The sequence below is a fragment of the Vibrio sp. 1557 genome (assembly GCF_033340175.1).
Taxonomy (GTDB): domain Bacteria; phylum Pseudomonadota; class Gammaproteobacteria; order Enterobacterales; family Vibrionaceae; genus Vibrio; species Vibrio alginolyticus.
On record NZ_JAWOVZ010000082.1, the window covers coordinates 1 to 1,694 of the forward strand.

The 1,694-nt window shown below is 50.1% G+C and carries 2 protein-coding genes and 1 pseudogene; all 3 read left to right on the top strand.

Annotated elements, in window-relative coordinates; all coding sequences use genetic code 11:
- A partial coding sequence (locus tag R7070_RS24745; RefSeq protein WP_318141345.1) for a FliG C-terminal domain-containing protein occupies positions 1-513 on the top strand: 513 nt, incomplete at its 5' end.
- A 3-nt stretch (positions 514-516) separates the two neighbouring features.
- Entirely contained in the window at positions 517-1,272 is a 756-nt protein-coding gene (fliH, locus tag R7070_RS24750; protein WP_005478070.1) for a flagellar assembly protein FliH, read from the top strand.
- Positions 1,265-1,694 (top strand): annotated as a pseudogene (gene fliI, locus R7070_RS24755) (flagellum-specific ATP synthase FliI); the annotation flags it as partial. The gene fliH and the pseudogene fliI, both read left to right, overlap by 8 nt.

The window sequence follows — 1,694 nt, forward strand, 5'->3', positions numbered from 1 at the left end:
CAGCTACAAGACATCGATCACCAAGTCGCGACCGATCTGCATGAACTGGTTGAACGTTGTATCGAAAAAGTGTCTGCAAGCCAAAGTGTACCGCTTTCTGGCGTTAAGCAAGCGGCAGACATCATCAACCGCTTTGAAGGCGACCGTGGTTCACTGATGGAAATGCTCAAACTGCATGATGAAGAAGTGGTTAACGCCATCGAAGAGAACATGTTTGACTTCATGGTGCTGGGCCGTCAACGCGAAGAAACCATGGACATGCTCGTACAGCAAATTCCACTCGAGCTTTGGGCTACGGCACTGAAAGGTTCGGATATCACGTTGCAGCAAGCGATCAAACGCTCAATGCCACAACGTATGGTGAAAGCGCTAGAAGACGATATGGAAGCGCGTGGTGCAGTTGCACTAAGTCGAGTTCAGAAAGCACGCCAAGACATCATGCAAATGGTGCGCGAGCTTGATGAGTCGGGCGAAGTTCAGTTGCTTCTATACGAAGAGCCAACGGTGGAATAAAGCATGGCAGAACAAAGATCGAACATTATGCGACTGCCTCCAAGTGGTTACCGTTTACACCGTTTTCCGCCGCTGGCTCAGCCAGTTGCGGTTGATGAAGAGTTCGGCTTGGACAACCAAGGTTGGCAAGAGTCGCAAGTGGACATTCAGCAGCAACTTGAAGCAGGTTTCCAACAGGGGCTGCAACAAGGTCATGAAGAAGGTTTACGCCAAGGCATCGAGCAAGGTAAGCAACAAGGTTTACTCGATGGTCAGAAAGAAGGCTTTCAGAAAGGATTTGTTTCTGGTGAACAAGCTGGTAAGCAAGGCTTTTTAGAAGCGGCGAAGCCAGTTAATGACTTGTTCCAAGCCTTATCTCGCTGGCAAAGTGAAAAAGAGCAGCAGCAACGCCACATGATTTGTGAGTTGGTACAGAAGGTGGCTCAGCAGGTGATTCGTGCCGAGCTTACTCTGATGCCACAGCAAATTCTGGCGCTGGTGGATGAAACACTGTCGGCGATGCCGGGCAAAGCGGAGACTGTGACGGTTCATCTCAACCCACAAGATCTAGAACGCATTACGCACATTAACGCGGATCTGCCTAAGTCTTGGAAGCTGGTTGCCAACAACGAACTGCCAATTGGTGGTTGTCAGTTAGTGACGGATGATGCGGAAGCAGACGCCAGTTGTGACTCACGCTTAGAGGCGTGCATGGACAACGTAAAACAGCACTTGTTAGACGAAGTCAGCATTCCACAGGTTGAGTCTGAAAATGAGTAGTACATTAAGCCACGAACTATTAAGTGAGCGTTTGAGCGATGCATTAGCATCGCTTGATTCTATTCCCGTTGCGCGAGTAACCGGACGCTTGATTAAAGTGAACGGCTTGATGTTACAAGCGGTTGGATGTCGTTTTAAGCTTGAGCAACGTTGCTTAGTGGAAACCGCCGAAGGCGATATGATCGAAGCACAAGTGGTCGGCTTCGATCATACCGTTGCGTACTTAATGCCAATCCGCCGTTTAGGCGGTTTGTTTGCCGGTGCGAAGGTGATCCCATTAGACGGCGACAGTACTGTGCAACTCAGCTCTCAGTGGATGGGACGCGTGGTGAACGGCTTAGGCGAGCCATTGGATGACGGCATGCCGCTTAAAGGGGGCGATCGTGTTTCACTTGAACCTAAACCGATCAACCCCCTTAAGC

Coding starts and splice junctions, on each gene's coding strand:
- fliH (WP_005478070.1), top strand. CDS start 517: ATGGCAGAACAAAGATCGAACATTATGCGACTGCCTCCAAGTGGTTAC.